24 protein-coding genes and 3 tRNA genes are annotated in these 26,006 nt (G+C 60.8%); 9 read left to right on the forward strand and 18 right to left on the reverse strand.

Features of this window, described 5'->3' with window-relative positions; all coding sequences use genetic code 11:
• Nucleotides 1-462: 462 nt before the first annotated feature.
• On the forward strand, nt 463-2,019 hold the full coding sequence (locus tag ETEE_RS16170) for a TerC family protein (protein ID WP_034165093.1): 1,557 nt from the start codon (nt 463-465) through the stop codon (nt 2,017-2,019).
• Here ETEE_RS16170 and ETEE_RS16175 read toward each other — a convergent pair.
• Nucleotides 2,016-3,605 carry an EAL domain-containing protein gene (locus ETEE_RS16175; protein WP_227625191.1) on the reverse strand — a complete coding sequence of 530 codons (1,590 nt, stop codon included), beginning with the start codon at nt 3,603-3,605 and terminating at the stop codon, nt 2,016-2,018. The genes ETEE_RS16170 and ETEE_RS16175 overlap by 4 nt on opposite strands.
• A 630-nt stretch (nt 3,606-4,235) precedes the next feature.
• Here ETEE_RS16175 and ETEE_RS16180 point away from each other — a divergent pair.
• Nucleotides 4,236-4,613 (forward strand): YgiW/YdeI family stress tolerance OB fold protein, encoded by a 378-nt coding sequence (locus tag ETEE_RS16180; RefSeq protein ID WP_034165041.1) that lies wholly within the window; start codon nt 4,236-4,238, stop codon nt 4,611-4,613.
• A 124-nt stretch (nt 4,614-4,737) separates the two neighbouring features.
• Here the strand turns inward: ETEE_RS16180 and ETEE_RS16185 are convergent.
• From ETEE_RS16185 to ETEE_RS16200, 4 genes are all read right to left on the reverse strand, one after another.
• Nucleotides 4,738-4,814: transfer RNA gene (locus ETEE_RS16185), tRNA-Val, on the reverse strand.
• A gap of 20 nt (nt 4,815-4,834) precedes the next feature.
• Nucleotides 4,835-4,911: transfer RNA gene (locus ETEE_RS16190), tRNA-Val, on the reverse strand.
• Between the two features lie 20 nt (nt 4,912-4,931).
• Nucleotides 4,932-5,008: transfer RNA gene (locus tag ETEE_RS16195), tRNA-Val, on the reverse strand.
• 170 nt (nt 5,009-5,178) lie between these two features.
• Nucleotides 5,179-6,552, reverse strand: a complete 1,374-nt coding sequence (locus ETEE_RS16200) for an MATE family efflux transporter (RefSeq protein ID WP_034165042.1) — start codon at nt 6,550-6,552, stop codon at nt 5,179-5,181.
• Between the two features lie 259 nt (nt 6,553-6,811).
• Here ETEE_RS16200 and ETEE_RS16205 point away from each other — a divergent pair, with 259 nt between their 5' ends.
• Complete coding sequence (locus ETEE_RS16205) at nt 6,812-7,447, forward strand: riboflavin synthase (RefSeq protein WP_034165043.1); 636 nt, start codon at nt 6,812-6,814, stop codon at nt 7,445-7,447.
• 10 nt (nt 7,448-7,457) lie between these two features.
• Here the strand turns inward: ETEE_RS16205 and ETEE_RS16210 are convergent, their stop codons facing one another.
• A complete protein-coding gene (locus ETEE_RS16210) occupies nt 7,458-8,837 on the reverse strand; it encodes an MFS transporter (RefSeq protein WP_034165044.1) in 1,380 nt (459 codons plus the stop codon).
• Nucleotides 8,838-9,028: 191 nt separating this feature from the next.
• Here ETEE_RS16210 and kdgR point away from each other — a divergent pair, with 191 nt between their 5' ends.
• The gene (gene kdgR, locus ETEE_RS16215) at nt 9,029-9,817 is read left to right on the forward strand and encodes a DNA-binding transcriptional regulator KdgR (protein WP_034165045.1); all 789 of its coding nucleotides are present in this window, start codon (nt 9,029-9,031) and stop codon (nt 9,815-9,817) included.
• A gap of 95 nt (nt 9,818-9,912) precedes the next feature.
• On the opposite strand, the gene ETEE_RS16220 is transcribed toward kdgR, so the two are convergent.
• The 3 genes from ETEE_RS16220 to hxpB form a co-directional block, all read right to left on the reverse strand.
• Nucleotides 9,913-11,304, reverse strand: coding sequence for an L-cystine transporter (locus tag ETEE_RS16220; protein ID WP_034165046.1), 1,392 nt, complete (start codon nt 11,302-11,304; stop codon nt 9,913-9,915).
• A 258-nt stretch (nt 11,305-11,562) separates the two neighbouring features.
• Nucleotides 11,563-12,108, reverse strand: a complete 546-nt coding sequence (locus ETEE_RS16225) for a metal-dependent hydrolase (RefSeq protein ID WP_034165047.1) — start codon at nt 12,106-12,108, stop codon at nt 11,563-11,565.
• 158 nt (nt 12,109-12,266) lie between these two features.
• Nucleotides 12,267-12,926: a hexitol phosphatase HxpB gene (hxpB, locus tag ETEE_RS16230; RefSeq protein ID WP_034165048.1), complete on the reverse strand. Its 660-nt coding sequence runs from the start codon at nt 12,924-12,926 to the stop codon at nt 12,267-12,269.
• A gap of 189 nt (nt 12,927-13,115) precedes the next feature.
• Between hxpB and ETEE_RS16235 the strand changes: the two genes are divergently transcribed.
• Nucleotides 13,116-13,661, forward strand: a complete 546-nt coding sequence (locus ETEE_RS16235) for a YniB family protein (RefSeq protein WP_034165049.1) — start codon at nt 13,116-13,118, stop codon at nt 13,659-13,661.
• Nucleotides 13,662-13,695: 34 nt separating this feature from the next.
• Here ETEE_RS16235 and ETEE_RS16240 read toward each other — a convergent pair whose 3' ends face one another.
• Nucleotides 13,696-14,574, reverse strand: a complete 879-nt coding sequence (locus ETEE_RS16240; protein ID WP_034165050.1) for a fructosamine kinase family protein — start codon at nt 14,572-14,574, stop codon at nt 13,696-13,698.
• Between the two features lie 86 nt (nt 14,575-14,660).
• Entirely contained in the window at nt 14,661-14,990 is a 330-nt protein-coding gene (ghoS, locus tag ETEE_RS16245) for a type V toxin-antitoxin system endoribonuclease antitoxin GhoS (RefSeq protein ID WP_034165051.1), read from the reverse strand.
• A gap of 165 nt (nt 14,991-15,155) precedes the next feature.
• Here ghoS and ETEE_RS16250 point away from each other — a divergent pair, with 165 nt between their 5' ends.
• Together ETEE_RS16250 and ETEE_RS16255 are read left to right on the forward strand one after the other, a co-directional pair.
• Nucleotides 15,156-15,812 carry a transglycosylase SLT domain-containing protein gene (locus ETEE_RS16250; protein ID WP_034165095.1) on the forward strand — a complete coding sequence of 219 codons (657 nt, stop codon included), beginning with the start codon at nt 15,156-15,158 and terminating at the stop codon, nt 15,810-15,812.
• 349 nt (nt 15,813-16,161) lie between these two features.
• Nucleotides 16,162-17,445 carry an SLC5/6 family protein gene (locus tag ETEE_RS16255; RefSeq protein ID WP_034165052.1) on the forward strand — a complete coding sequence of 428 codons (1,284 nt, stop codon included), beginning with the start codon at nt 16,162-16,164 and terminating at the stop codon, nt 17,443-17,445.
• Between the two features lie 82 nt (nt 17,446-17,527).
• Here ETEE_RS16255 and ETEE_RS16260 read toward each other — a convergent pair whose 3' ends face one another.
• Genes ETEE_RS16260 through ETEE_RS16280 form a run of 5 tightly spaced genes read right to left on the reverse strand, consistent with a single transcriptional unit; the run spans nt 17,528 to nt 22,289 of the window.
• On the reverse strand, nt 17,528-18,139 hold the full coding sequence (locus tag ETEE_RS16260; protein ID WP_034165053.1) for an ATP-binding cassette domain-containing protein: 612 nt from the start codon (nt 18,137-18,139) through the stop codon (nt 17,528-17,530).
• The gene (locus ETEE_RS16265) at nt 18,133-18,930 is read right to left on the reverse strand and encodes an ATP-binding cassette domain-containing protein (protein ID WP_034165054.1); all 798 of its coding nucleotides are present in this window, start codon (nt 18,928-18,930) and stop codon (nt 18,133-18,135) included. The genes ETEE_RS16260 and ETEE_RS16265 overlap by 7 nt, the downstream gene beginning before the upstream one ends.
• Complete coding sequence (locus ETEE_RS16270; RefSeq protein ID WP_034165055.1) at nt 18,924-19,736, reverse strand: ABC transporter permease; 813 nt, start codon at nt 19,734-19,736, stop codon at nt 18,924-18,926. Before ETEE_RS16270 ends, ETEE_RS16265 begins: the two co-directional genes overlap by 7 nt.
• On the reverse strand, nt 19,726-20,700 hold the full coding sequence (locus ETEE_RS16275; RefSeq protein WP_034165056.1) for an ABC transporter permease: 975 nt from the start codon (nt 20,698-20,700) through the stop codon (nt 19,726-19,728). Before ETEE_RS16275 ends, ETEE_RS16270 begins: the two co-directional genes overlap by 11 nt.
• Nucleotides 20,700-22,289: an ABC transporter substrate-binding protein gene (locus tag ETEE_RS16280; RefSeq protein ID WP_071881928.1), complete on the reverse strand. Its 1,590-nt coding sequence runs from the start codon at nt 22,287-22,289 to the stop codon at nt 20,700-20,702. Before ETEE_RS16280 ends, ETEE_RS16275 begins: the two co-directional genes overlap by 1 nt.
• Nucleotides 22,290-22,628: 339 nt before the next feature.
• On the opposite strand from ETEE_RS16280, the gene ETEE_RS16285 reads away from it, so the two are divergent.
• Nucleotides 22,629-22,994, forward strand: coding sequence for a DUF805 domain-containing protein (locus tag ETEE_RS16285; protein WP_034165058.1), 366 nt, complete (start codon nt 22,629-22,631; stop codon nt 22,992-22,994).
• Nucleotides 22,995-23,214: 220 nt separating this feature from the next.
• Nucleotides 23,215-25,128 carry a penicillin-binding protein 2 gene (mrdA, locus tag ETEE_RS16290; RefSeq protein WP_034165059.1) on the forward strand — a complete coding sequence of 638 codons (1,914 nt, stop codon included), beginning with the start codon at nt 23,215-23,217 and terminating at the stop codon, nt 25,126-25,128.
• Between the two features lie 6 nt (nt 25,129-25,134).
• On the opposite strand, the gene ETEE_RS16295 is transcribed toward mrdA, so the two are convergent.
• Entirely contained in the window at nt 25,135-25,320 is a 186-nt protein-coding gene (locus tag ETEE_RS16295) for a GhoT/OrtT family toxin (protein ID WP_034165060.1), read from the reverse strand.
• A gap of 206 nt (nt 25,321-25,526) precedes the next feature.
• Nucleotides 25,527-25,961 carry a universal stress protein gene (locus tag ETEE_RS16300; RefSeq protein WP_034165061.1) on the reverse strand — a complete coding sequence of 145 codons (435 nt, stop codon included), beginning with the start codon at nt 25,959-25,961 and terminating at the stop codon, nt 25,527-25,529.
• Nucleotides 25,962-26,006: the final 45 nt, after the last annotated feature.

Below are 26,006 nucleotides of genomic sequence, written 5' to 3' on the forward strand. Positions count from 1 at the left end.
TTTTATGAATCGATTCAGGTATCGCCTGCAATCGGTTTCAGCAGGATTTATTTTAGTCAGTAAAAAAAATTTTTATGTGACGCCCATCGTTAATTGGTACATGACGTGAACAAATGTAGCCGTGATGGCGCTTTTTTGTACATTTGATTTTACGATTTTGCCGCGGGATGAAAGAGGAATGTTGCCGGGCTTCCCCTTGGTTATTCTGTGGATTTCTTGCTACAGTAGGCGGCCTGATTAATATGAGGAGTATTGGGTTCAACCCGACCTATGGATCGTCACCGACGCCGTTTTACCATCCCGCTTTCTTTCCATTCCTTTTTTCGCGCTGGGCGTCGCCCATGTTCTGCCACTCCTGCAGGGGGCGCGCGGCGCATGCCTTGGCCTGCTTTACGCCTGTGCTGCAGCCTGTTGTCATCCGGCCCGATCGCCGGTGCGCTGACGGGGGCAGGATAACCCATGATGGAACTGTTACTGGATCCCTCTATCTGGGCCGGCCTGCTGACGCTGGTGGTGCTGGAAATTGTCCTGGGCATCGATAACCTGGTGTTTGTCGCCATTCTGGCCGATAAGGTGCCACCGCAGCAGCGTGACCAGGCCCGGCTGATTGGGCTCGGCTTGGCGCTGATCATGCGCCTGGCGCTGCTATCGCTGATCTCATGGATGGTGACGCTGACCCGCCCGCTGTTCAGTATCGCCATGTTTACCTTCTCCGGGCGCGATATGATCCTGCTGCTGGGGGGCTTGTTCCTGCTGTTTAAGGCCACCATGGAGCTGCATGAACGCCTAGAAGGGCGGGTGCACGAGGTCAGCCATAAAGGCTATGCCAGCTTTTGGTCGGTGGTGGCGCAGATCGTCATTCTCGACGCCGTGTTTTCACTGGATGCGGTGATCACGGCGGTCGGGATGGTCGAGCACCTGGCGGTGATGATGCTGGCGGTGGTGATCGCGATGGCGATCATGCTGCTGGCCTCGAAGAGGCTGACGCGTTTCGTTAACGCTCATCCCACCGTGGTGGTGCTGTGCCTGAGCTTTCTGCTGATGATCGGGCTGGGGCTGATGGCCGAAGGCTTTGGTCTGCATATTCCCAAAGGATACCTGTATGCGGCGATTGGCTTCTCGATCCTGATCGAAATGTTCAACCAGATAGCCCGGCGGAATTATCTGCGCCATGAGCAGCGCAGGCCGATGCGCCAGCGCACCGCCGAGGCCATTATGCGCCTGATGGGCGACGGTCGCGGGGAAGGCGCGGCGGCGCAGGCGGATGTGGCGCTGGTGCCGGGCGCAGCGGGCGCCTTTGCCGCCGAGGAGCGCTATATGATTAGCGGGGTGCTCACCCTGGCCTCGCGCTCGCTGCGTACGATCATGACGCCGCGTAATGAAATCTCGTGGATCGACTGCCGCCAGCCGGCGGATGAGATCCGTCGCCAGCTGATGGAGACGCCGCACAGCCTGTTCCCGGTGTGCGAGGGATCGTTGGATCACCTGCTGGGCGTGGTGCGGGCGAAAGATCTGCTGATGGCGCTGAAGCAGAATACGCCGCTGGCCGAGTTTGCGGCCCAGCATACGCCGATCGTTGTACTCGAGAGCCTGGACGTGATCAACGTGCTGGATGTGCTGCGTCAGGCGAAGGGGCGGCTGGTGATGGTCAGCGATGAATTTGGCGTCGTTCAAGGGCTGGTGACGCCGCTGGATGTGCTGGAGGCCATCGCCGGTGAGTTCCCGGATGAGGACGAGACGCCGGATATCGTGAGCAATGAGCCGGGGTGGTTGGTCAAAGGCAGCACCGATCTGCACACCCTAGAGCAGACGCTGGACGTTCACGGGCTGGTGCTGGGCAGCGGTACGCAATATGCCTCGCTGGCCGGGCTGCTGCTGGCGCATTTTGACCGGATGCCGGCGGTGGGGGCGGCGCTGACGCTGAACGGCCTGCGCTTTACCGTCGTCGAGGTCGAAGAGTACCGCATCGAACGGGTTCAGGTAGAGCGCGTCGGCTGCGCGCCGGATCCGTCCGTCTAAGTTTGTGCCGGGGCGCGGGCGTACTCTCCCGCGCCGTGCGCCGCCTGCGTCGAATCGTCGCACCGCCGCTGGTAGTGGGCATGCCAGTCTGGGAAATCCCGCAGCGGCATCGGCCGGGCGAAGAGATATCCCTGCATGGCGTAAACCTGTCGCTGGTGCAGATAGTCGGCCTGCTGCGGCTGTTCGACGCCCTCCATGACCAGGCGTAGCCGTAGCTGGTGCGCCAGATCGATCATCAGATCTAAGACCCTGGCATTAATCGCGTCGCTGCCGATGGTCGCGCAAAAGGCGCGATCGATTTTCAGCATTTCAGGCTGCAGATCCTGCAGGTAGCTCAGCGAACTGTGACCGGTGCCAAAGTCATCCAGCGCCAGGGACAGCCCCATTTCACGCAGGATATGCAGCTGTGGGTAGTCCTGGCTGGACAGGCGGGTGCGCTCCGTCAGCTCTAGCATCAGGCGCTGTCGGGGCCGGTGGCGCAGCCACAGATTCTGGATATCCAGGGCCAGTTTGCCGTGGGCGAAATGCTCTGCCGCAACGTTAATACTGAAGTAAAAATCGCGATCGTTTGGAAAATGGTGGCGCTGCGCCGCCAGCATTTCCAGCAGGTAGCGAGTCAGCGGAACGATAAGCCCATTCTGCTCGGCCAGGGGAATGAAGATCTCCGGCGAGGTCCAGCCATGGCGCGGATTATACCAGCGCAGCAGGATCTCCACCCCCTCGCAGCGGCCGCTTTCCGTGTGGATGATGGGCTGACAGTACAGTTGAAACTGACGGCGTCGGATCGCCTGAGCGATCGGATAAGCCAGGCTCATACGATTGGCCGATGCCAGATAGGTGAGGATCGATGCCAGCAGGAACAGCAGCAGCGCCAATGGGATATGGCGCGGCAGGCGCTGCAGCGCCAGATCGCGCGCGGCGGGGGAGAACAGCGAGATCGAGAACGGGTAGCGACTAGAGTGCAGCTCCAGGCGCGGCGGCGTCTCGGCATCCGCGGCGTCGGTCGGCGTCCGTATCCGCGTATCGTTGAAGCGCAGCGTGTGGCCGGCCACATTCAGGGCCATATAGTCGACATAGGGCGGACGCGGCGCCAGGATAAAGGCGGAGAGGGTGGCAATATTAAAAATATACACCATGCCGCTGGTAGGACTGGCCTGATCCGGTCGCCAGAACAGCAGGATAGGGCTGCCGCGGTTAAGCAAGCGCGCCGCCCGCAGAACCAGCGTATCTTTGGCCGATAGCATCTCGGGGTAAATGGCCCGCAGCGACTTGATCGGCTGATTGATCAGATTGGAGCAGGTCACTATGCCATCCTTCACCAGCAACACGGCGCGGATCGTTTCCAGGTGTATCGCCATGCTGGTCAGGTGCGGACTGATTTCTTCGCAGCGCTGATTTACCCAGTCGATATTATTTTTACTGACGGCTTCGGCGCGGGATAGGATCCTTTCCAACTGCGTAATGGCAATCGCGGCGGCGTTGCGTTGCATCTGCTGCACCGTTGCCAGCTCCTGCTGATAGCGGCTGGCGAGGGAAACGATACAGACGAGTGCGCCGATGGTGATAGCCAGTAGGGCACGATACAAACGATAGCGTTTCATCGTGATAGGTGAAAAAAGCATCATGGCGCCCTTAAGCTGTGCAGTATCCGCGAGTGATCGACTATTGCTAACGGGCGGCGGCACGCTGCGGCTTGGCGTGGCACGGGCCAACGGCAGACGGGCGGCGCTCCGCACCAGCAGCGCGATAAGCTGGCCCGCCATAACGGCCCGATATTATCGCGTATCCAAATAATTCATAAGATAATAACTCAGTCGACTAAGCCATGTTGTCCGACCATCCTCATGGTATCTATATTTACCGTCAGCCAGCAATAATGGCGCTGTCCAACGGCGTATAATTAGGATAAAGCCCAATTTTTACATTTTGAGTGGACTGTAGATCGCGCCGTTGTCGGGAGGATGGGCGTTGTTTTTACGCACTTGCGCCGTTGCCCCGTACGCAAAGGCGTTATTTTGGCGTTTCAGAATAACCGGAATGTCTATCTGCGCTGGGATTTTTCTGCGCGCCGCCCGCGGGGCGGTTGCCTAAGGTGAAACGATAGGATACTTTGATATAATAATCTGGATAAACAAATAGATATAAATCAGGTCCACACAGGCGCAGCGCAGCATGGCTGCGGCGGACCGCATACCGAGTGGATAAGGAGTGGTGATATGAATAATGCAGTAAAGGCGGCGATCCTGGCGCTGTCGGTGGCGGGTTTGGCCGCCTGTAGTACGCCGCCGCAGACCTCGTTGGGCGGCGGTTTTGATGGCCCGCATCAGCAGAATGTCATGACGGTCAGTCAGGTGCAGAAGTCGACGGTGATCGATGAGGGGCAGATGGTGCAGCTGCGTGGGAACATTGTTCAGGCGCTGGGAGGCGAGGACTACCGCTTCCGCGATGACAGCGGCGCCATGACGCTGATCGTTCCCGCCAGCGCCTGGGCTGGCCGGGTGGTGACGCCGCAGCAGCGGGTCAGCGTGCAGGGGCGCATCGTCAAAGAGTTTAATGGGGTGAAGCTGTATACCGTCGCGATTCGTCTCGACTGAGGCGCAGTCCATGGCCGGGCGCGTCCCGGTCATGGGCTCTCTCTCGCGTGGGCGTGGCTGCGCGACGTCACGGACGTTGGCGATCGGGGCTGATGACGCTAGGGAAGATAAGGCGAAAGAGAAATGGTGCGTCCGAGTAGACTCGAACTACCGACCCCCACCATGTCAAGGTGGTGCTCTAACCAACTGAGCTACGGACGCACTGAGCGCATGCTGTGAAATGGTGCGTCCGAGTAGACTCGAACTACCGACCCCCACCATGTCAAGGTGGTGCTCTAACCAACTGAGCTACGGACGCACTGGGCGCATACTGTGAAATGGTGCGTCCGAGTAGACTCGAACTACCGACCCCCACCATGTCAAGGTGGTGCTCTAACCAACTGAGCTACGGACGCATCCGGTGTCGTCGTGGCTGACGACGGGGACGAATATTAGCGGCACATGGCCGGGCTGGCAAGGGGGGATTATCACTTTTTTCCCAGAAATTCACACGATTGCTGACAGAGTGCGCAGCGCGGTGAAAAAAGCGGCGCCGTCGCGCCGCTCCTGCGGGTATTTTTCGCGCTCAGCGTGCGGCGCGCTGTAGGATCCAGCTTTCCGGCTGGCGCTGTAGCCAGCGGATGCGCAGCGCCATCATGATGGCCGAGGAGGTCAGCCCGATGATAAACCCGATCCAAAAGCCGCTCGGCCCCATGGCCGGGGTAACCCGATTGGTCAGCGCCAGCAGATATCCGATCGGCAGCCCCAGCAGCCAGTAGGCGATAAAGGTAATGAAGAAGATGGAGCGGGTATCCTTGTAGCCGCGCAGCACGCCGCTGCCGATCACCTGTACGGAGTCGGAGATTTGATACAGCGCAGCCAACAGCATCAGGTGGGTCGCCATGGCGAGCACCTGGATATCGTCGTTATACAGCAGGGCGATGGGCTTGCGCAGGACGATAGTAAAAATGGCGGTGCAGGCGGCCATCGCCATTCCCACCGCGATCGCGGTGCGCGCCGAGACGCGGGCGTCCTCCGTCGAGCCTTGCCCCAGGCGATAGCCGACGCGGATGGTGGCCGCGACGCCCAGCGACATGGGCAGCACAAACATCAGCGAGCTGAAGTTCAGCGCGATCTGGTGCCCGGCGACCGCCACGATCCCCAGCGGAGAGACCAGCAGGGCGACCACGGCGAACAGGGTGACCTCGAAAAACAGCGCCAGGGCGATAGGCATCCCGATGGCGATCAGGCGGCGGAGCGTGGCCCAGTCGGCCGCCTCAAACGCGCGTGATCGACGGACATCCTTCAGCGACGGCGCACGGGCGACGTAGCTGCGCATCAGCAGGTACATGATCCAGTAGACGCTGGCGGTAGCGACGCCGCAGCCGACGCCGCCCAGCGCCGGAGCACCGAATTTACCGTAGATAAAAATGTAGTTGACCGGAATGTTGATCAGGAGACCGACGAAGCCGATGACCATCCCCGGCTTGGTCTTGCTCAGCCCTTCGCACAGCCCGCGCAGCACCTGAAAACAGAGATACCCTGGCGCCCCCCACATAATCGCGTGCAGATAGCCGATAGCCTTGTCGGCCAGCAGCGGATCGATATTGTCCATCATGTTGATGATGTGTCCGGCATTATACAGGACGGCGATGATCAGTACGGAAAGCCCGGCCACCAGCCAGAAGCCCTGGTTGACTTGGTGGGGGATGCTGGGCCGTTTGCCTGCGCCGTTGAGCTGGGCAATGACCGGCGTCAGGGCCAGCAGCAGGCCGTGGCCAAACAGGATGGTCGGCAGCCAGATAGAGGTGCCGACGGCCACCGCGGCCATATCGGTAGCGCTGACGCTCCCGGCCATGATGGTATCGACAAAGCCCATTGCCGTTTGGGCAATCTGGGCAATGATAACGGGAATAGCCAACGCCAATAAACTACGCGCTTCGCGCCAATACTTCTGCACGGATACACCTTTATGGTTTTTGTGACACAAAATAGGGATGCGCCTATCCCCACGGCACACCATGGTGGGTCGCTTGCAATAAGGGGGACGAACGGGTGATTCTACCGACTTGTTGGCGATATGGAAATATGCACAGGTAGAATGTTGAGTCGGGTGCGTATATAAGGGTGTTTTATAGCGTAATACTTTGGTTTGCGAGTGATTTAGGGCAAACTCACAGACAGTGATCCTAACGGAATATCTCATAGAGGAAGGCATTATGTTTACCGGTATTGTTCAGGGCACCGCGCCGGTGGTGGCGATCGATGAAAAACCCAATTTCCGTACCCACGTAGTACAGCTGCCGCCGGAGATGCTGCCGGGATTGGCGCTGGGCGCCTCGGTGGCCCATAACGGCGTGTGCCTGACCGTCACCGGGATTGAAGGCGATCGGGTTAGCTTCGATCTGATGAAAGAGACGCTGCGGGTGACGAATCTGGGAAGCCTGCGGGTGGGCGATCGGGTCAACCTGGAGCGGGCGGCTAAGTTTAATGATGAGATCGGCGGCCATTTGATGTCCGGTCATGTTATGGGCATGGCGGAGATCGTCAAAATCCTCAGCTCAGAGCACAACCGCCAGATTTGGTTTCGCATCAGCGATAGCGAGATGATGAAATATGTGCTGCATAAAGGGTTTATCGGCATCGACGGCATCAGTCTGACCCTCGGTGAGGTGAGCAAGAACCGTTTCTGTGTACATCTGATCCCGGAGACCCTGCTGCGTACCACGTTGGGTGATAAGCGCCTGGGCGATCGGGTGAACATTGAGATCGATCCGCAGACGCAGGCGGTCGTCGATACCGTTGAGCGGGTGCTGGCCAGCCGCGCCGCCGTTGACGGCGCCCAGCCGGCCTGAGCTTCGCGGGCTAGCGCTCTGCGTGGGTGAGTCCGCGGGTGCGCATCATGCTGACCGCCGCGGCCAGCGCAGCGCAGACGGCGCCCAGCAGCAGGGCGCCGTGGGTTCCCCCGTCATCCCCCAGCCAGTTAAACATCAGCGCGACCAGCGCGGCGCCCAGGGTCTGGCCAAACAGGCGGGCGGTGCCCAACATGCCGCTGGCGCCCCCGCTGCGCTGACGCGGCGCCGAGGCGATCATGGTGTGGTTGTTCGGCGATTGAAACAGGCCGAAGCCGGCGCCGCACAGCGCCATACGCCAGATAATGGCCGCGCTGTCTGGCTGGGCCGGCAGCAGCGCCAGCGCCAGCAGGCCCACGCCGGTGAGCGCCATTCCCACGCAGCCCAGCAGACCGGCATTGAACCGCTCAACCAGGCGCCCCGAGAGGGGGGCCATCACCATGGTGGCCAGCGGCCAGGGCGTCAGCAGCAGGCCGGTCATCACCTCGCCATAGCCCAGCGTACGCTGTAGAAAGAACGGCAGTGAGACCAGCGCCAGCATTTGCGCACAGAAGGAGCAGATGGAGGTGGTGATGGAGAGGGTAAAAATGGGAATGCGCATCAGATCGATCGGCAGTAGCGGCTGCGGCTGCCGACGTTCGCGCCGAATCAGCAGCGTCGCGCTGCATAGTAGGGCGACCAGCTCCAGCCACAGCAGCGCGGGCGACTGATGCTGCGCCAGTCCACTGATCAGGGAGAGCAGCAGACCGAAGGTCAGGGCGTTGAGCAGGGCACTCTGGCGATCGAAGGGAGGGCGAGCCGCGGCAGGCGGATTGCGTGGCAGCGTGCGCCGGCCAATCAGCCAGGCGGCCAGGCCGAAGGGGATATTGATGGCGAACAGCCACGGCCAGTCGCCCAGGGCCAGCACGGCGGCGGCGATCGTCGGGCCGGCGGCGGAGGAGACGGCAACCACCAGCGCGTTTAATCCCATACCGCGCCCCAGCTGATGCTGAGGGTAGATCAGGCGTATCAGCGCGCTATTGACGCTCATCAGCGCGGCGGCGGCAAACCCCTGCAGTACGCGAGAAAGGGTCAGGGTCAGCAGGGAGTCGGAGAGGGCGCAGGCCAGCGAGGTCAGGCTGAACAGCAGGCAGCCGCTGAGAAAGATGCGTCGATAGCCAATGCGTTCGCCCAGGGCCGCCAGCGAAAGGAGTGACACCGTCACCGCCAGTTGATAGGCGTTGACGATCCAGATGGCATCCGCCGCGCTGGCGTGCAAATCGCGGGCGATGCTCGGCAGCGCGACGTTAGCGATAGCGCCATCCAGCACGGCAATAGCGATACCCAGCGCGATGGCCAGCATGGCGCCATAGCGCTGGCGCGGCGGCAGCCCATCGCTGAGGCTTGGAGTCATAGCGGGCGTGTCCGTGGATATAGTTGGTTGTTATGATGGATCTCACTGTGCGCGTAAAAGCGCGCGCTGGCAATCTTTGCATCGCCTTGATTGTCACGCGGTTGCAGCAACGTATCCGGCTGTTATTCAGGGAGTGTTCCTACTATACTGAAACAGAGGTTCGTTTTTTTTGATAAGGGTAACCCGACTCCATGACAACAGAAATAGATAAACAGCCCGACGCCGTTTCCTCTGTCCTTAAAGTTTTTGGCATTCTGCAGGCGCTGAGCGAGGAGCGCGAAATCGGTATCACCGAGCTCTCCCAGCGCGTGCTGATGTCCAAGAGCACCGTCTACCGTTTTCTGCAGACCATGAAGTCGCTGGGCTATGTGGCGCAGGACAGCGGGACAGAAAAGTATACCCTGACGCTGAAGCTGTTCGAGCTGGGGGCCCACGCGCTGCAGAACGTGGATCTGATCCGCCTGGCGGACATTGAAATGCGTGAGCTGTCGCGTCTGACGAAAGAGACTATCCACCTGGGAGCGCTGGACGAAGACGGCATCGTGTATATCCACAAGATTGACTCGATGTACAACCTGCGCATGTATTCCCGCATCGGGCGCCGCAATCCGCTGCACAGCACCGCCATAGGTAAGGTACTGCTGGCCTGGCGCGATCGCGCCGAGGTCGGAGCGCTGGTCAGTCAGATTGAATTTACCCGCAGCACCCCGCGTACCATCGCCGACGCCGCGCAGCTGATGCAAGCGCTGGAGCAGGTGCGCGCCCAGGGCTATGGCGAAGACAACGAAGAGCAGGAGGAGGGGCTACGCTGCATCGCCGTGCCGGTATTCGATCGCTTTGGCGTGGTCGTGGCGGGGCTAAGCATTTCGTTCCCAACGCTGCGCTTTTCAGAGGCGGCGAAGCAGGAGTACGTGGCGATGCTGCACAGGGCGGCGCGGCGGATCTCTGAGCAGATGGGCTGTCACGACTATCCGTTCTGAGCGGGCCGCCATCCGGCGGCCCGCGCGTCAGCGGAGAGTGGAAAGCGCGGGGGCCTATGGCCCCCGCTGTCGTACGAGCGGTCGCAGGACGGGGATCAGTGGCGGGAGAGGTCGGCCTCTTCCGGTGCGTCAAAGATCTGGCGATCGGTCTGGCGCAACAGCTGGCTGGTAACGGCGCCGGCCGTCATGGCGCCGTTGACGTTGAGGGCGGTTCGGCCCATATCGATCAGCGGCTCAACGGAGATCAGCAGCGCAACCAGCGTGACCGGCAGCCCCATCGCCGGCAGGACGATCAGGGCGGCGAAGGTAGCACCACCGCCCACGCCGGCAACCCCGGCAGAGCTGATGGTGACTACCCCGACCAGCGTGGCTATCCAGAGCGGGTCAAACGGGTTGATCCCGACGGTGGGGGCGACCATCACCGCCAGCATGGCGGGGTAGAGCCCGGCGCAGCCGTTCTGGCCAATGGTGGCGCCAAACGAGGCGGAGAAGCTGGCGATGGCATCGGGAATGCCGATGCGGCGCGTCTGCGCCTCAACGTTGAGCGGAATGCTGGCGGCGCTGGATCGGCTGGTAAAGGCAAAGGTCAGTACCGGCCACACCTTGCGGAAAAAACGCAGCGGGTTGATGCCGACCAGCGAGAGGATCAGCGCGTGGACCATGAACATGATCGCCAGACCCAGGTAGGAGGCGACGACAAAGCCACCCAGCTTAATGATGTCCTGCAGGTTAGAACTGGCGACGACCTTGGTCATCAGCGCAAGTACCCCGTAAGGCGTCAGCTTCATCACCTGACGCACCAGCTTCATCACCAGCGCCTGCAGGGTATCGATGCCCTGTACGACCCGCGACCCCCGCTCGGCATCGTCTTTGAGCAGCTGCAGCGCGGCAGTACCGAGAATGGCGGCAAAGATCACCACGCTGATGATCGAGGTGGGGTTGGCGCCGGTCAGCTCCGCAAAAGGGTTTTTAGGTATGAAAGAGAGGACCAGCTGCGGCACCGTCAGATCGGCGACCTTACCGGCATAGCTGCCCTGCAGCAGCTGCAGCCGGGCACTCTCCTGGCCCCCCTGAATCAGTCCGTTGGCGGTCAGGCCGAACAGATCGGTTACGCCAACGCCAACCAGTGCGGCGATCAGGGTGGTCAACAGCAGGGTACCGATGGCCAGCAGGCTGATCTTGCCCAGCGAGGCGGCATTGTGCAGCTTTACCACGGCGCTGAGGATCGAGATGAACACCAGCGGCATCACGATCATTTGCAGCAGCTGAACATAGCCGTTACCGACGATGTTGAACCAGGCGATCGAGTGTTTCAGCACCGGGCTGTCGGCGCCATAGATCAGCTGTAGCGCCAGCCCGAACAGTACCCCGATTACCAACCCCACCAAGACCTTTTTCGACAGACTCCAGCGGGTGTGGCGTGAGCGGGCCAGCAGCAGCAGCAGGGCGACAAACGCGACGACGTTGCCGGTAAGCGATAGATTCATCCCAAAATCCTCTTCAGTCTCGGGCCATCTTCCCGGCTGCGCCATGGGGCGTCAGCAGTAAAGGCGTGACCCGTTATTGTCATTATTAAGGGCGACAACTTGTGATGCCGCCGTTATGCACGACAGAATATCAGTACTCTGACGTCCTGCTTTAGAATTGAATGGAATTAAATATAACAATATTTTCGGAATTTTCTGCAGCGTGCCGTGCGCAGTGTGACTGTCCGCATGCTGTGGCTGCGTCGGGAGAGGCCGACATTACCAGTAGGCGGAGTGATGGCGTAGCCATTCCATCAGCGGCATCAGGCTGCCCTGCCAGTAGAGAGAGAATCCCACCAGCGCCAGACACAGCACCCGCTCGAGCTGATTGCCCTGGCGGGTGACCAGCAGCGGCAGGCGAAAGCGCCAGCGGATCGGCCACAGCAGCGGCACGCCGGCCGGGGTGAGCATGTCGGCCAGCAGGTGGCTGAGATAGCCGATGATCATGGCCTGCAGGGCGTCGGCCGGGATCCCCCAGGCGTCGCTGGGCCACTCATTGTTGAGCAGGTAAAGCGCGCCGGCGACGGCCAGCAGGCTGTGGGTGAATCCCCGGTGTCCGAACGCCCGGGCTATCGGCGCGGAAATCCAGCGCAGACGTTGGCCGAGCAGTGAGCGGGGATGGTCGATGTCCGGCAGCAGGCTGGTCAGCAGGGCGCCTGGGATCATATGCCACCAGTCGCCGTGCGCCAGTACCGGCGTCAGCTCGGCCTTTTTCGCCATGATAATGCAGGCGACAGAAAAGAGAAGGTGGCCTTCCGCCGTCATGATAGTGCCTAATCTGAATACTGTGGATTTATCCAGATTATATCAGTCAGACAATTCTGCAATAGGTGACAGCGTCACCCTTGCGCGTTTGCTGTATAAACATACAGAAACGGGGCCTTTCTGTGCGGTTCGGTACGGCCCCCCTGCCGCGCCGGGGGTCAGGGCTGCAGATCGCGATCCTTCAGCTGGGTCAGCGAGGCTAGCTTCACGTCGGCGAGCGCCCAGCGCGGATCGTCAAAGCAGGCGGCGGCGGGGACGACGATGGAGCGCATACGCGCCGCCTTGGTGGCGATCATGCCATTAAAGGAGTCCTCCAGCGTCACACAGTCCAGCGGATCGCTACCCAGCGCCTGCGCCGCGCGCAGATAGACCTCGGGATGCGGCTTACTGTACGGCAGGTGTTCGGCAGAGGTCAGATGGTCGAAGTACGCCTCCAACTGAAACATGGAGAGCACCTCCCGCAGCATCGCGAGGGGGGAGGCCGAGGCTAACCCGATGCGCAGGTCGTGGGCGCGGCACAGCTGCAGCGCGCTGACGACGCCCGGCAGCAGCGGACGGGTCTCCCGCACCAGCTCCAGCACTCGATCGAGAATGCGCTGGCAGACCACCTGCTGGCTGGGTCCCTGCCAAGGCTGGCGCTGATACCATATCCGCACGACCTGGTCGATGCGCAGCCCCAGGGTTTCCGGCACATCGTCGTGTACGTTCAGCCCTAGCTGGCTGAACACCTCCAGCTCACCGCGCAGCCACAGCGGCTCTGAATCGATCAATAGTCCATCCATGTCGAAAATGGCGCTGGTAATACGTCCGGTACTCATGAGGGCTCCTTGCGGTGACAGACAGAAAGTCAGGACGGTTACTGTATCATTCACTATTCTTTTGTTTAAGCAGATGATGTGGCGGGAATGGTAATGTCCATATCGCGCAGGGGATGGATTGCGTCGCCGAACGCGGGCACGTAGACTGCGCACGGTTATTGAGAATTTGCAGAGCGTTAAGGGGAGTTTATGACCTATCAACAGGCCGGCTGGGTGGCGGTCGCCAAGCGTCTTTTGGGCTGGATAGTGTTCATTCCCGCGTTGCTGTCGACGCTGATTTCGCTGCTGGGCTTTCTGTACCAGCACAGTGAAAAGCAGCAGGGCATCAATGCGGTAATGTTGGATTTTATGCATGTCATGATCGACATGGTGCGTTTTAATACGACGTTTTTGGATTTTTTCTGGCAGCACTCGCCGTTGCCGCGCTGGGACGCGGGGCTGAGCGGCGCCAATCTGCTGTTTCTCGTGATTTACTGGATGATTTTTGTCGGCATGGCGCTGTGCACCTCCGGCGCACGCATGAGCCGCCAGGTTCGCCATATCCGCGAGGGGCTGGAGGATCACCTGATCCTCGAGCGGGCCAAAGGGGAGACCGGACAAACCCGCACCCAGTTGGAGCAGCGCATTGTGATCCCGCGCCATACCATTCTGCTGCAGATCTTCCCGCTCTATCTGCTACCGCTGATTATTCTGGCGTTAGGCTACCTGGCGCTGCATCTGCTGGGGATGGCGTAGCCCGATCGCGCTCGGCGTCGATCGGGCGCGCCGGTCAAGGCGATGCCGGTGCTTCTTGCACCAGAGCCTCGAGCGCTTTTTCGGCCTGGGCCAGGTGCGATCCGCCGTACAGATTGCACTGATTCAGCCGGTGGTAAAGCTGATAGACAGGCTGGCGGGCGATAAAGTCGGCGGGCAGCGGCCAGACGCTCTGATAGCCATCGTAAATCTGCGGCGGCAGCTGTGGAAAGTGCGGCAGCATCGCCAGATCGCATTCGCGGTCGCCCCAATAGCAGGCGGGGTCAAACAGCACGGGACCCTGCGCGCTGAGTCCCATGTTGTCCGGCCACAGATCGCCGTGCAGCAGCGACGGCTGCGGCTGATGATCCTGCAGACGACGGCGCACGCGTTCGACGATCTCATCGATATCGCCAAAGGTGATCCCTTTCTCGGCCGCCAGCTGCAGCTGCCAGCCGATGCGCTGTTCGGCAAAGAAAGTGGCCCAGCGCCGCTGCCAGGCGTTGGGCTGGGGCGATGTCGCCAGCAGGTTATCCGTATCCAGGCCAAACTGCGGCTGCTCGCTCCAGCGGTGCAGACGCGCTAGCTGTTGTCCCAGCAGGTAGGCATGGTGGGCATCGAGGGGGCGTACCGGCAGGTACTCCAGCAGCAAAAAGCTTGCGTCGCGCGTGCTGCCTACGCCGTAGACCTCCGGCGTTCGCACCGTGCCGCTGCGCGCCAGCAGCGCCAGTTGGTCGGCCTCGGCCTGAAAGCTGTGTAGGAGGTCGGGCGTATCGCATTTGACGAACACGTTGCGCTCTCCGTCGCCGATCCGCCAGGCCCGGTGCACGGCCCCGCCGGGGAGCTCCTGGCGCTCACGCAGTGTGAAGGTTTCGTTGAAATGGCTGGTTAACAGACGGCTTACGGCTTGCCACATGGTTTACCCCCTCGACGTGAGCGGAGAGACGATTGACCGCGCCAGCGAGCGACGCGGCGCCAGGATAACCGGACGGAGTAGTGCGTTCAGGCGTTATGGCCGTGACCGCGGGCCGTCGCCCGGGCCTGACGCAGCGCCGTAAAGTATTCGTCGCACAGCAGTGCCTCTGCCTGGGGCATCTGCCCCAGCGCCTGCTGCCCCAGCGCCTGCGCCAGACGTTCGACGTCTGACTTTTCCTGCACGCTGGTCAGGGCATAGCAGTCGGTCGCGAGACGGTGGGGAATGCCGTCGGCATCGGCCACCGTGGTGGCGAAGCCGGCATGCTGCAGCGCGTGACGCAGCTCGGTGCGCGCCGCGTCGTCGCTGGGCAGCGCCGTAAAGCGGACGATATAGCAGGCAACAGTGGATTGACTCATGGCATACCTCAGAGGATCTGCGAATCTCCTCAAGAATAGACTAAAAATGTGTGCAAAAAGGTGAAAGGAGCAACAAAGCGTAAAAATCAGCTAGCCACGCCCCTTTTTTTTCTGGCACCATTCCCCAATTCAATTTTTACGCACAAAAGTAGAGGTGTCGTGACGGTGAAGATTCGACTCGGTTGTATGTTGGCTGTGCTGCTGCTGGCCGGATGTGCCAAACAGCATACGCCGGCGCCAGCCAAAGTAACGCTTAATCAGCATAGCGGGGGGTTCTTACGCGATGCGGCCGATATGGATCTGGCGGATGACGGCGAGTTCTCGACCTATATCCGCAGCGCGGCCAACACCTACAATGTGGATGAGACCCTGATCAAGGCGATCATTCAGGTGGAGTCGGGCGGCGATCCCCGGGCGGTGAGCCGCTCCAACGCGATCGGCCTGATGCAGCTAAAGCCCTCGACCGCCGGGCGTGATGCCTATCGCAAGAAAGGGCGCTACGGTCAGCCGACCACCCGCGAGCTGAAGGATCCGGCGGTCAATATTGACCTGGGTACCGCCTATCTGAATATTTTGAAGAACCAGCAGCTGGCCGGGATCACCAATCCCGAGACCATGCGTTATGCGATGATTGTGGCCTATGCCAACGGAGCCGGTGCGATGCTGCGGACCTTCTCCCGCGATCGCGATACGGCAATTGCCAAAATTAACCGTATGACGCCAAAGCAGTTTTACCAATATATTCAGAAGCGTCACCCGGCCGCTCAGGCACCGCGCTATCTGTGGAAAGTCAATACCGCCTATCTGGCCATGGCGCGTTAATTCAGGCTCAGTCCTGACTGTGGTTAGCCCCGGTTCGGTAGTAGGTTAACCACAGTCATCCCCCCTGAACCTCCCGAGGAAACCGTTTGGGTTGCCTCGGGAGATGGTTTTTTATGCTATAAAACCTGCTTTTTGTGACTTCTCCCGCAAAATTTTATATCATTGCACCCGCACTTATTCTGCCACCCTTCGCTCGTTGCCGTATTACCTCCGCATTTGCTGTGTCAATGCCGCTGGGATAACACGCCTGCTACCAAGGTAATGCCGCGTCGGCAGGGGGGCAGTGTTCCGGGCAGAACAGGATGTCTGCATGAGCCTATCGTCCGTATAAACAAGGTATGACGAATTAATGACCGTACTTTCCACTGATGTCGGGCAAAACGCCGGTACGCGGCTGTCCCGCTGGAATAAAAATGATACTGTCTGGATGTTTGGACTGTATGCCACCGCCGTGGGGGCGGGGACGCTGTTTTTACCGATTAACGCTGGCCTAAACGGGCCGCTGGTGCTGATCCTGATGGCGCTGCTGGCTTACCCGCTGACCTATTTGCCCCATCGGGCGCTGTGCCGTCTAGTGTTGTCCGGCAGCCGCCGCGATGGCGATATTACCGATGTGGCAGAGGAGCACTTTGGCACGCTGGCAGGCAAGGGAATCATGGTGCTGTATTTGCTGGCATTCTTCCCCATCGTGCTGGTTTACAGCATCTCCATTGCCAATGCGCTGGAGAGCTTTTTAATCAATCAGTTTCATGTGACGCCGCCGCCGCGCCTGTGGCTGAGCTTTGGCGTGGTCGCCCTGCTGGCGCTGGTCCTGCGCACGGGGCGGGAGACCATCGTGGCCGCCATGGGGGTGCTGGTATTTCCGCTGATCCTGTTTTTAATGGGGATCTCGCTGTACCTGATCCCGTATTGGCAGCCCGCGCATTTCTTCTCCGGGCTGGGACAGACCTCGCTGCGCGATCCCGCGCTGTGGCGCTCGCTGTGGCTGGCGGTGCCGGTGATGGTATTCTCGTTTAGCCATGCGCCGATCATCTCCTCGTTTGCCTCCAGTCAGCGTCAGCTGTACGGCGAGCAGGCGGAGCGCCGCTGCGCGCGCATTATGCGCTACAGCTACATCATGATCTGCGTCAGCATTCTGTTCTTCGTCTTCAGCTGTGTGATGAGCCTATCCCACGCGGATATGCTGGCCGCGAGGGAGCAGAATATTACCGTGCTGTCGAGCCTGGCCAACCGTTTCTCCAACCCGCTGATTGCCTATCTGGGGCCGGTGATGGCGATCCTCGCGATGTCCAAGTCCTATCTGGGTACTTCGCTGGGGGTAACGGAGGGGGCCACCAGCCTGATCGACGGCGTATTTCGCAGCGTGGGACGCTCTGTCTCCTCTCAGGTGACCAACCGTATTGCGGCGATCGTGCTGTTTCTCGTGACCTGGCTGGTGACCTACCAGAACCCGAGCGCGCTGCACATTATTGAGACGGTCAGCGGGCCGCTGATTGCGGTGATCCTGTTTATTTTGCCCATGTACGCCATTCATCGTATTCCCGCGATGCGCAAGTACCGTTCGCCCAGCAACCCCTTTGTGCTGTTGATGGGGCTGATCGCGCTCTCCGCGCTGGTGTACAGCCTGCTGTAACGTCGGGTTAAGCGCGCGAATATCAGAAAGCACAACGCCCGCACTGCGCGGGCGTTGTGTCATCGGCAGGGCGCCGATGCGGCTAGGCCGTTGCCGTCGCTCGCTGCGGCAGCGTGATGATCCGGGTACAGACCTGATCCAGCAACGCCTGCTGATGGCTGAAGATGATCATGCCCAGCGGACGGCTCTGGCTCTCCTGTAGCAGATAGCGCCAGATATCGCGCTGGATCGCCGGATCCAGCTGCGCGGTGATCTCATCGGCTATTAGGTAGCGGGTGCGTGGGCCCAGCGCCCGCAGCAGGGCGATACGGGCCAGCTCGCCGCCGGACAACTGGCCCGGCTTTCGCTGTAGCCAGTGGGGCTGGATATGCAGGCGCTTTAGCGCCGTCGCATCGGGACGCCAGGCATCGTGCAGGGCGGCGCCGGTGCTGCGCCAGGGGTTAAAGGTCAGCTCCGGGTGCTGGGGAACCAGCTGTACCGGGCAGTAGCCGCGCCGCGGCAGCGGCTCCCCGTCCGCCTGCAGCGTCCCGCTGGTCGCTTTTTGCCATCCGGCCAATACCCGTCCCAGGGTGGTTTTGCCAAAGCCGCTCGGCGCGCTGATCCCCAGGCGCTCTCCCGGACGCAGGCTAAGCTCCAGCCCTTGCCACAGGCACTTTCCCCCCTGGTGGACGGTTAAATCCTGGCAGATCAGCATGGTGTACGCTCCAGATCAGAAAATAGGGTGCCGCGCTCCGGCAGCGCCTGCCACTGGCGCATTAATCGCTCACTGATTTCGCCGCGCTGCAGCTGCGCGCTGCTGACGCTGTCGCTAACCTGGCCCTGGTGCAGGGCGACGATGCGATCGGCGTGCTGCGCCGCCAGCATCAGATCGTGGGTGACCCACAGAATGCCGCAGCCTTGCTCACACAGGCGCCGTAGCTGGCGCAGCAGCTGGTGCGCCAGCGTCGCATCCAGCCAGGCGGTGATTTCGTCGGCCAGAATATAGCGGGCATGACTGAGGGAGGCGTGACAGGCCAGCACGCGCTTGGCCATACCGCCGGAGAGCTGGCGCGGGTAGCTGTGCATCACCGTCGCCGGATCGAGATGGCTTTGGCGGAGCACTGCGCTGGCCTGCTCGGCGTCCCAGTGCTGACCGGCCAGATGGCGGGTACGCTGCAGATGGCGCTCGATATTGAGCAACGGGTTGAGCGCGGAGACGCCCTGCGGGACATAGCACAGGGTATGGCCGCGCAGGCGGCGGCGCCCGTCGGCGGAGAGTGGCTTTCCGTCCAGGCTCAGCGTGCCGTGGCTGCGCAGATTGGCGGGCAGCAGATCGAGCGCACACTGCAGTAGCAGGCTCTTGCCTTCGCCGCTGCCGCCGACCAGCGCCACCAGTTCACCGGGCGCGACGTCGAGGGTTATTCCCTGTAGCAGGGGAGACCAGCGGCGGGTGCCATACCAGCGGTAGTGGGCCGCCTCCAGGGTGACGTTGTGAAAACTTAGCATGACTCACTCCTTAGCCACAGCCGCTGCAGGGCGCGGGCGAACTGATCGAACAGCAGCACCAGCAGCAGCAGCATCAGGCCGGGAAACAGTACCAGCCACCAGTTACCGTGGCTGATAAAGCGCAGCGCATCGGCCAGCAGTAGCCCCAGCGACGGTTCGTGCGGCGCCAGGCCAAAGCCCAGGAAGCTGAGCGCCGCGCTGTGCAGGACGGCGTGCGGGAACATCAGCAGGGTTCCGGTGAGCCACTGCGGCAGCAGGGCCGGCAGATAGTGGTGGCGCCAGCAGTAGACCGGGCCGTTGCCGATACGCCGGGCCAGCGTCAGGTAGTCGCTGTGCGCTATGCGCTGGGCTTCGGCGCGCAGGATCAGCGCCAGGCGCGGCCAGTGCGTCAGGGCGACGGCCATGATGACGCCGCTCTTGCCGCCGCCGAGGGTAAAGCAGATCAGGATCAGCAGCAGCAGGTGCGGCAGCGCGAGCATGGTATCGGTGAGCAGACGCATCAGGGTATCCAGGCGCGGGTGCAGCTGGGATAGGGCCGCCATCAGTAGCGCGATAATTCCGCTGCACAGCGCGGCGCCGGTCCCGATTTGCAGGCTGGTGAGGGCGCCCTGAAAGCTGCGCAGCCACAGATCGCGCCCCATATTGTCGGTTCCGAACCAGTGGAGGGCGCTGGGCGGCTGATGGCGTGCTAGCAGATCGATCGCCAGCGCCTGATCCAGGGAGGTATAGGCATACCAGGCGATCAGCAGCAGTAAAAATGAGGCGATAAACAGGCGCGCCAGCGTGGGGGCAGGGTTATACAGCATCGGGTCGCTCCAGAGCGCGGTTCATGCGGCGGATCAGCCAGGCCGCCAGGGTATTGCCGACAAAGACCAGCAGGGTACTGAACAGGACGATCCCCATCAGTAGGGGAACGTCGCCGCGCAGACCGGCGTCGATCGTCGCCTGCCCCAGTCCGGGATAGGCAAACACCTTCTCCGCCAGCAGGGCGCCGCCGAGCAGCTCACCCAGAGAGGCAAACTGTAGGCACAGTGCCGGGGTGATCGCGTGACGCAGCACCTGGCTACGCAGCAGTGACCAGCCGCGATCGCCCTGGGCGCGGGCAAAGCGGACAAAGTCACTGGCCATGACGCTGGCGATTTTCTCCCGGGTATGCAGGGCGATTTGCCCCATCCCCAGCAGGCTGAGGGCGCAGACCGGCAGCACCAGATGGCGCAGCCGCTCGGACCAGCCTGCGCTGGCGGCGTTGCCGCCGGGCTCCCAGGCACAGCATACCGGCAGCAGCGGCCAGTGCACGGCAAAGAGCGCCAGCAGCAGCAGGGCTATCCAGAAGGTCGGCAGGGAGGAGAGCAGGTAGCTTAGGCGGCAGATCAGTCGATCTGGCCAGCGATTCAGGTAGCGCCCGGCCAGGCAGCCCAGCCCGATGCCGGAGAGGCCGGAAAGCAGCCAGGCGCCGGCGAGCAGGGAGAACGAGGTGGCAAAGCGCTCGCCGATCACGCTGGCTACCGGGGCGTTAAACAGCATGGAGTAACCCAGATCGCCCTGCAGCAGACGCATAAACCAATGGCCAAAGCGTTGCCACAGGGGCTGATCCAGCCCCCAGCGGGCGGCGATCCTGGCGTACTGCTGCGGCGGAACGTGCAGCAGATCGTTACCGATATAGGCCCGGATGGGATCGACCGGTGAAAAGCTGAGCAGTACAAAGGTGCCGGCAGCCACCAGCACCAGAAGCAAAGCCAGCCGCAGCAGCGGGGCAAGCAGACGCATCATTAACGGCAGGTCCAGGTCCAGTCATCCAGATTGTTCAGCAGCGACCAGCTGCCGTGAATTTCCGGGGCGCCTTTACCCAGGTTGACGCAGGGATTGGCCAGATAGGTGTGCTGAATATTCAGCAGCCAGGCCCAGGCGGCATCGCCCTGGACGCCGGCGCCCTGCTGCCCATCCCACTCGACCTGCTGCCAGAACGGCAGCGCCTTGCGCCAGTCAGGGGCGTCCACCGCCTGCTGCAGATGGCGTTCGACCGCCGGATTGCTGTAATAGCCGGGGTTATAGTACTCCACGCCGGCGGCTTTGCCGCTGTAGTGGTGATACAGCTCCATGGGATCCAGGCTACCCCAGCCGAACAGGGTCGGGTTGGCGTGCATGTGGCGCTCAACGGTTTCCCAGCTGCCGGACTTCAGGGTGATGGAGATCCCCAGCGGCTGCAGCATGGCGCGCACGGCCTCGGCGATGTCGCGACGGGTGCTGTCGCCGCTGGCGTACCACAGGGTCAGACGGGCGGCCTGGCCACTCTTTTCACGTACGCCGTCTTTGCCCGGCACCCACCCTGCCTGATCCAGAATCGCCTTCGCTTTAGCGAGATCGCCATCCTTAAAGGCGATGTCTGGATTTTGCCACGGCAGTCCCTGTACGGCGCTGTAGGCCGGAATGGCGTGGCCCTCCATCAGCGTATCGGCCAGCTGCTGGCGGTTGATGGCGTAGTTGATGGCGCGACGGATCGCGACGTCGGCGGTGATATCGTTGCCGATCGGATTGCCTTCGGCGTCTTTTTTACCGGCGGGCACCGTGGGGAAGACGATGCCGCGGTTTTCTACGCTGTCGCGCACCCACAGCTTCAGGTTTTTCTGCTGGGGCGCCACGGCCATGGAGGGGGCGATGCGCACCAGATCGAGCTGTCCGCTCTGGGCGGCAGCGTAGGCGTTATCTTCATCCAGGAAGACGAAGACCAGGCGATTGAAGTCGTTTTTCTTCCCTGCATAGTAGGGGTTGGCCTCGACGATCAGCTGCTGACCGGGCTGAAAGCTGACCAAGCGATAGGGGCCGGCGCCGATGGGCTGCTTGGCGAAGGTTTTCGCGTTGTAGTTGTCGCTGGGAACGATGCCCAGCGAGCCCAGCACGTTGACAAAGGTGCTCTGCGGCGCGCTCAAGGTGATCTCAACGCGGCGATCGTCCAGCGCGCGCGCCTGGTTGAAGTTGCCCATATCGATCTTGCCGCCGCTCTGCGCCGCCTTATTGTAGGTAAAGACCACGTCTTCGGCAGTCAGGGCTGAGCCGTCGGAGAACTTCAGATCCGGCTTCAGGGTCAGTACCCATGTTTTGCCATCGTCGCTGGTGCTGATCTCCTCCGTCAGCAGGTTGCCCCAGCTCATATCGGCGTTCTGGCGTAGCAGGGGGGCGTGCAGCAGGAAATAGCTGCCGTGGCTCCAGCCTAGCATCGGGTCAAAACCTTCCGTCGGCTCGGCGCCGATGGCCATTTTCAGGGTGTGGGACGCCGTTGCCGGTTCGGCGGCCATCAACGGGGCTTGCATGGCGAGCGTGAGGGCGCAGGAGAGTAGTGTAATTCGGCCGATATTCATCATTATATTCCCAGACTTTTTGTCGTTTATTTCATCATCGCGACGTCACTGTCGCGACATGTGCGCACGGTGAATCGGGTATACCGCGCAGCGGGGAGAGTTATAGCAAACCCCCCGGCAGGTAAACATGATGTAGAACAGGAAATGTATGCACTTTACATAACTTCTGCATACGGCAGTGTAGAAAATGATCGCCGGGAAGAGAAGCGTTTATTTTGCATACAGCCGCCGGACCGTCGGGAAAAAACGCTGGGGATTCTGGATTAATGACCCTACCAATTCCATAATAGTGAAGGAGTATGGTAATTCATTGCAGTTGAGCTGGCGTAAAAGGAAATGATAATGGACTGGTATCTGAAGGTTCTCAAAAATTACTTTGTATTTTCCGGTCGGGCGCGCCGCAAAGAATATTGGTGGTTCGTCCTGATTAACTGCATTATCTCCATCGTGCTGGCTATGGTGCAAAAGGCGCTGGGCTGGACGTTTGAAAACGGGGAGGGGTTCCTGACCATCCTCTATAGTCTGGCGGTATTAATTCCATCCATCGCAGTTTTGGTGCGCCGTCTGCATGATATTGGCCGCACCGGCTGGTGGGCGCTGATTGGCCTGATCCCGCTTATCGGCTGGCTGGTGCTGCTGATCTTCACCCTGTCGGACAGCCAACGCGACAGCAATGCCTATGGCCCCAACCCGAAAGCGTTGTCCTGACGCTGTGCCAGAGATGGCCTGAGGGTCGGGCCATCTCTGGGTTATCTCCGCCCGTCACATTTTGCGTCATATTTTATATTCTGAAACAATGCAGCTAGAAGATTAGCAACCGGACGGTTGGCCGGGCTGCGTTTTGTGCGTAACCTAACGGTTTAGGTTACTTGCTATGCCGTATCGCAGCCGCCCGGCGTCTGCGCATGCCGCCCGTGCCCCCATTTGCATGAATTTGTTAAAAGACGCCATTCGCGATCATGGTGCCGAGTCGGCGCTGTTTCTGCGTCGCACGCTGATTGCGCTGGTACTGGTTATCCTGTGCTTCACCGTGCTGGTCGCTAACCTGTACCACCTTCAGGTGCAGGATCACGCCGAATATCAGACCCGTTCGGATGCGAACGACATCAAAACCCTGCCGGTGTCGCCGGTGCGCGGGCTGATTTACGATCGTCACGGTACGCCGCTGGTGGAAAACCAGACGCTATACCAGATTTCGCTGGTGCCGGGCAAGATCCCCCATCTTGACCAGACGCTAGCGGCGCTGACGCCGCTGCTGGATCTGACGCCTCAGGAGATTGCCGATTTCCACCAGGCGATGAAGCACGCCCGTCGTTTTGCCGAGGTTACCCTGAAGGAGGGGCTGAGTGAGCGCGAGGTCTCCCGGTTTGCGGTCAACGAGTTTGCCTTTCCCGGGGTGATGCTTTCGACCTATCAGCAGCGTTATTATCCCTACGGGGCACAGCTGGCGCACGTGGTCGGCTATGTGTCTAAAATCAACGATCGCGATCTGCAGCGCCTCGACGCCGAGGGGCAGCTGGAAAACTATGCCGCCGACCACGATATCGGTAAACAGGGGATCGAGCGTTATTACGAATCGCTGCTGCACGGCAAGACCGGTAGCCAAGAGGTCGAGGTTGACAGCCACGGGCGGATAGTGCGCTATTTGAAAGAGCAGCCGCCCCACGCCGGCGCCAGCCTGTATCTGACGCTGGATCTGCCGCTGCAGCAGTATATTGAAGGGGTGTTGAAAGGGCAGCGGGCAGCGGTGGTTGTGATGGATCCGCGCGACGGCGGCATTCTGGCCATGGTCTCCAGCCCCAGCTACGATCCCAACCCCTTCGTTAATGGGATCTCCTATAAGGCCTATAGCGCGCTGCTGCATGACACGGCGCTGCCGCTGATTAACCGTGTGACCCAGGGGATCTATCCCCCAGCCTCGACGGTGAAACCCTATATGGCCAGCGCGGCGCTGCTGGCGGGGGTGATCACCCCGCAGACGACCTTCTTCGGCGCCCCGACGTGGACGCTGCCTGGCACCCAGCGTCGTTACCGAGACTGGCTGAAGAGCGGGCACGGGATATTGAATGTGGTGAAGGCCATTGAGGAGTCGGCCGATACCTTCTTTTACCAGGTTGCTTATGAGATGGGGATCGATCGCATCCACCAGTGGATGAGCCAGTTTGGCTATGGTCAACTGTCCGGCATCGATCTGGATGAAGAGGCGCGTGGGGTCTTACCCGATCGCGACTGGAAGATGCGGGTGCATCATAAGCCTTGGTACCAGGGGGATACGGTATCCGTCGGCATTGGGCAGGGATATTGGACGGCGACGCCGATTCAGATGGTGAAAGCGCTGGGGATCCTGATTAACAACGGCAAAGTGGTGACGCCGCATCTGCTGTACGCTATCCGCCGCGGCCAGCAGGTCGTGCCCTATCGCCAGAGCCACTTCACGCAAATCGCCACCCAGACGTCGCCGGTCTGGGACATCGTCAAACGCGGGATGTACGGTATGGCCAACGATCCCAACGGCACCGGATATAAGTATTTTCATACGGCGCCCTATCAAATTGCCGGTAAGTCAGGGACCTCACAGGTCTTCGGTCTGAAGCAGAATCAGGTCTATAACGCCAAGATGATCCCGGTCAGGCTGCGCGACCATATTTTCTATACGGTATTCGCCCCGTATCCCCACCCGCGCATTGCGATGGCGGTAATCTTGGAGAACGGCGGCGGGGACGGCGTGACGGCGGCACCGGTCACCCGCGCGATACTGGACTATATCTTCCGCCCGGCGGCGGTATCGCCGCCAGCGGCGCCACGGGCAAGCGCCCCGCCGGATCTGCGCCGTGCGGTTTGATGAGGGCTACATAAAGAGCCAGAAGACCACGACCAGCGGAAAGCTCATTGGCCAGGTTAGTCCTACCATAACGGCTGACAGCAGGCGTATTTTCATGGAGGGATCTTTCGTGGCAAAAAACGTCACGAACGCACAAAAAAGTACGCCGACGCAGTAGGCCGTTTTAATAAACGACCAGATTTCGGGATGCATGTGTAACCTAATAAATAATCAAATAAGTGGCGCAGGGCTGAGCCCGACGCAATGCGACACCTGCGGTATCGCTAAAATGTAAACGCTGTGTGTGAGAGTTATGATGGCAAATTTTCGCCCCTGCGCCAAGGGGGAATCCTCTCCGGCGGCAGAGGATTGCCGGCCGCCTCAGCGGCAAGCCGGCATGACACCTGCGGCGAGGGGACTCAGCGTACGACCAGTACGGCGGTAGACGCGTGCCGCACGACCGAAGCGGCCGTCGAACCGAGCAGGTAGGTGGTAATATCCGGGCGATGTGAGGCGACGATGATCAGATCGGCGCCGATCTCCCCAGCTTGCAGCAGGATCCGGTCGCGCGGGGCGCCGATGGCGATCGTGCAGTGTACGCGATCCTCCGGCAGGTTAAACTGGGCGGCCACCTGCCGTAGTCCGGCCTCGGCATGCTGTAGACGATCCTTTTCTGACGGATAGTGGCCGACCGGCAGCGAGCCCATGCCGTAAAAACTGCTCAGCGGCGGTAGCACGGCCAGGAAATGGATATGCGCATCCTCCTGTCTGGCGAAGTTTTCTACGTGCGGGATCACCAGTCTGGACATGTTATCTTCGGTGAGGTCGATGGGAACCAGAATGGTCTTGTACATACAATCTCCTGTTTTTTAGGCAAAAGTAAAGTAATGGCCCTGCCT

Source organism: Edwardsiella anguillarum ET080813, assembly GCF_000264765.2.
Lineage (GTDB): Bacteria > Pseudomonadota > Gammaproteobacteria > Enterobacterales > Enterobacteriaceae > Edwardsiella > Edwardsiella anguillarum.